The 3,910-nt window shown below is 42.1% G+C and carries 4 protein-coding genes; 2 read left to right on the forward strand and 2 right to left on the reverse strand.

Going from position 1 to position 3,910, the window contains the following annotated elements; all coding sequences use genetic code 11:
• Together groL and groES are read right to left on the reverse strand one after the other, a co-directional pair.
• On the reverse strand, positions 1 to 1,546 hold a 1,546-nt coding region (groL, locus tag ACFIL8_RS05550), incomplete at its 3' end, for a chaperonin GroEL (RefSeq protein ID WP_375689085.1).
• Positions 1,547 to 1,604: 58 nt separating this feature from the next.
• Positions 1,605 to 1,901 carry a co-chaperone GroES gene (groES, locus tag ACFIL8_RS05555; protein ID WP_005774667.1) on the reverse strand — a complete coding sequence of 99 codons (297 nt, stop codon included), beginning with the start codon at positions 1,899 to 1,901 and terminating at the stop codon, positions 1,605 to 1,607.
• 227 nt (positions 1,902 to 2,128) lie between these two features.
• On the opposite strand from groES, the gene fumC reads away from it, so the two are divergent.
• Both fumC and ACFIL8_RS05565 read left to right on the forward strand, forming a co-directional pair.
• Positions 2,129 to 3,517, forward strand: a complete 1,389-nt coding sequence (fumC, locus tag ACFIL8_RS05560) for a class II fumarate hydratase (protein WP_375638305.1) — start codon at positions 2,129 to 2,131, stop codon at positions 3,515 to 3,517.
• Positions 3,518 to 3,650: 133 nt separating this feature from the next.
• Complete coding sequence (locus ACFIL8_RS05565) at positions 3,651 to 3,869, forward strand: hypothetical protein (RefSeq protein ID WP_375689087.1); 219 nt, start codon at positions 3,651 to 3,653, stop codon at positions 3,867 to 3,869.
• The last annotated feature ends 41 nt before the right edge of the window (positions 3,870 to 3,910 follow it).

Below are 3,910 nucleotides of genomic sequence, written 5' to 3' on the forward strand. Positions count from 1 at the left end.
TGATCAGAAGGCTCGCAATTGAAGCCGCATTCTGAAGAGCAGAGCGCACAACTTTCACAGGATCAACAATTCCCAAAGCAATCAAATCACCGAATTCACCAGTTGCGGTATTGTAACCATAAGTGTCAGCATTATTTTCCAGCACTTTGCCCACAATAATAGCGGCTTCTTCACCAGCATTGCTTGCAATCTGGCGCGCTGGTGCTTGTAGAGCACGACGAACGATACTAATACCAGCTTCTTGGTCAGGATTACTTCCCTTAACGGTCAACGCATTTGCTGCACGCAACAATGCGGTACCACCTCCAGCAACAATACCTTCTTCAACAGCAGCACGTGTTGCATTCAAAGCATCATCAACACGGTCTTTCTTTTCTTTCACTTCAACTTCTGTTGCACCACCCACACGGATAACAGCAACACCACCAGCGAGTTTAGCAAGTCTTTCTTGCAATTTTTCACGGTCATAGTCAGAAGTTGTTTCTTCAATCTGAGCCTTGATTTGATTGACGCGAGCAGTAATTTCAGCCTTTTGTCCAGCACCATCAATAATGGTGGTGTTTTCTTTAGAAATATTTACTTTCTTTGCACGTCCAAGCATATCCAAAGTGACATTTTCAAGTTTAATGCCCACATCTTCAGAAATAACCTGTCCGGATGTCAAGATAGCGATATCCTCTAACATTGCTTTACGACGGTCACCAAATCCAGGAGCTTTTACAGCAGCAATTTTCAAACCACCACGCAATTTGTTGACAACGAGCGTTGCCAAAGCTTCACCTTCCACATCTTCAGCGATAATGAGAAGTGGTTTTCCAGACTGAACAACAGCTTCAAGCACAGGAAGAAGAGATTGCAAATTAGACAATTTCTTTTCGTGAATGAGAATGTAAGGATCATCAAGATCAGCGACCATTTTCTCAGCATTTGTGACAAAATAAGGGGAAAGATACCCACGGTCAAATTGCATTCCTTCAACGACTTCTAATTCCGTTTCAGCGGTTTTAGCTTCTTCCACGGTAATGACGCCTTCATTGCCCACTTTTTCCATAGCATCAGCGATCATTTTACCGATTTCAGCAGCGCCATTAGCGGAAATTGTTCCCACCTGTGCAATTTCTGCTGAAGTTTGAATTTTTTTTGCTTTTTTGAAGAGGTTTGCCACCACTTCTTCAACAGCAGCATCAATCCCACGTTTAAGATCCATTGGGTTCATGCCCGCAGCAACAGCTTTAACACCTTCTTGCACAATAGCTTGTCCTAAAACAGTTGCTGTTGTTGTTCCATCACCAGCGATATCATTGGTTTTAGAAGCAACTTCGCGCAACATTTGTGCACCCATATTTTCGAACTTATCTTCCAGTTCGATTTCCTTTGCAACGGATACACCATCTTTTGTGATACGAGGCGCACCGAATGATTTATCAATCACCACATTGCGACCTTTAGGGCCGAGTGTCACCTTAACAGCATTAGCAAGGATGTCGACACCGCGCAACAAACGCTCACGCGCTTCACGGCCAAATTTGACTTCTTTAGCAGCCATTTAATTTCTCCTTGGAGTTTTCTCAAAATAGTACACAATGAAAAACTAAGTGCTTCAATTAGCCCATAATTCCCATAATGTCAGATTCTTTCATGATGAGGAGGTCTTCCCCATTAATCTTGACTTCAGTTCCAGACCATTTTCCAAACAAAATACGGTCTCCTGTTTTGACTTCTAAAGGCACGCGCTTTCCGTTATCATCGAGAGCGCCATTGCCAACAGCAATCACTTCGCCTTCTTGGGGTTTTTCTTTTGCTGTATCAGGGATGATAATCCCACCAGCCGTTTTATTTTCAGATTCAACCCGACGGACAACGACACGGTCGTGAAGTGGGCGGAATTGTATATTAGCCATGTTTTAAATCCTTAAAACTGAACATAATTGAATTAATCTTAAAAGTTCTTGCTAGCACTCTCAAATTACGAGTGCTAGCATGTGTTAGATATAAAATCGGCATCTCTCAATGTCAAGAATAGCCATAAAAATAATTTCTCTAAATGAAGCTTCAAAGTCTTGCCTCTTATTGCACTTTCGCGTTATCTATCTTTTTTGAGAACCCGTGAACAAAAAAGGATCTTATCATGGTTGAAACACGTCAGGAAACGGATAGCTTTGGAACGATTTCGGTACGTCAAGATCGTTATTGGGGCGCACAAACTGAACGTTCTCTGCATAATTTTAATATTGGCAGTGAAAAGCAGCCTCTTGCCATCATCTATGCCTTAGTCCTTGTCAAAAAAGCAGCAGCGATTGTAAATATGGGCAAAGGAAAACTACCAGAAAATATTGGAAAAGCAATTATTGCCGCCGCTGATGAAGTGCTTGCTGGCGATTTTGATACGCATTTTCCACTGTCCGTCTGGCAAACAGGTTCTGGCACACAAAGCAATATGAATGTCAATGAAGTCATTGCTAATCGTGCTAGTAAGATTTTGGGAGGAAAACTTGGAAGCAAAAAACCAGTTCATCCCAATGACCATGTCAACATGAGCCAATCATCGAACGATTCCTTTCCCACGGCGCTTCACATTGCCACCACGTTGCAAACACGCCAACACTTACTGCCAATCCTTGAAGCTCTTATTGCGACATTAAAACAAAAAGAGCAAGAATTTGCAGATATCATTAAAATCGGCCGCACCCATACGCAAGATGCAACCCCTTTAACCTTAGGGCAAGAATTTTCAGGCTATCGTGCCGCATTAGAAGCCAATCGTCAGCGTATTGAAAATGCTCTAACCGATGTCCAAATGCTTGCTCAAGGTGGTACGGCTGTTGGCACAGGGCTGAATGCGCCAAAAGGTTTTGACGTTGCTTTTGCGCAAACAGTGAGCACTCTCACAGAAATAACGTTCCAAACTGCCAGCAATAAATTTGAAGCACTTGCCCATCATGGTGCCCTTGCGCATTTCCACGGGAGCTTGAATGCTCTCGCTGCTGATCTGTTTAAAATTGCCAATGACATTCGGTTTTTAGGCTCTGGTCCACGTTCCGGTTTAGGGGAACTCAGTCTTCCTGAAAATGAACCAGGATCTTCTATTATGCCCGGCAAAGTCAACCCCACGCAATGTGAAGCCTTAACCATGGTCGCATGCCAAGTCTTTGGTAATCACACCAGCGTAACCTTTGCCGCAAGCCAAGGACATTTTGAACTCAACGTTTATAAACCTGTTATTGGCTATAACGTTTTACAATCAATTACCCTTCTTGGTGATTGCATGCGTTCTTTTGATATGCATTGCATTCAAGGATTACGAGCTAATCGTGTTCATATTCACTCACTCATGGAGCGCTCACTCATGTTAGTCACAGCTCTTGCACCAGAAATTGGCTATGAAAAAGCTGCTGAAATTGCCAAAGCAGCGCATAAAAATGATACAACTTTGCGCACCGAAGCATTAAAAGCAGGTGTTTTTGTAGAGGATTATGACCGATTAGTTGATCCTAAAAAGATGATTGCTCCCCAATAAACAACCCACTAAAAAAGATGCAAACATCTTAAAACAAATCTTTCTGTCAAAAGATCGGGGTGTAAACACCCCGATGATGACCGATAACAATTACCCACAGCGTTCATTTTAGGCTCTGATCCGCATTTATGCTATGGGTGGTTTTGTTGCTTATATTGTACTTAAAAGGCACAACGGTTTTGCAAAGGCATGGATAGTCATAGCTCAACACCCAATGGCTATACTGGCAGAAAGTGATTTAAATGGATATGACCTTAAGGTGTTTTTCATTCTAGCTTCGCGTTTTGATTTTGAAAATCTATTAGCTATCAACCAATTTGAAAATCTATTAGCTATCAACCAAACAGAATGAGCGCAAAAAAATCGGTATTATCGGTATTAATAGACATAATT

This window comes from Bartonella sp. AP57NXGY (assembly GCF_042195805.1).
Classification (GTDB): domain Bacteria; phylum Pseudomonadota; class Alphaproteobacteria; order Rhizobiales; family Rhizobiaceae; genus Bartonella.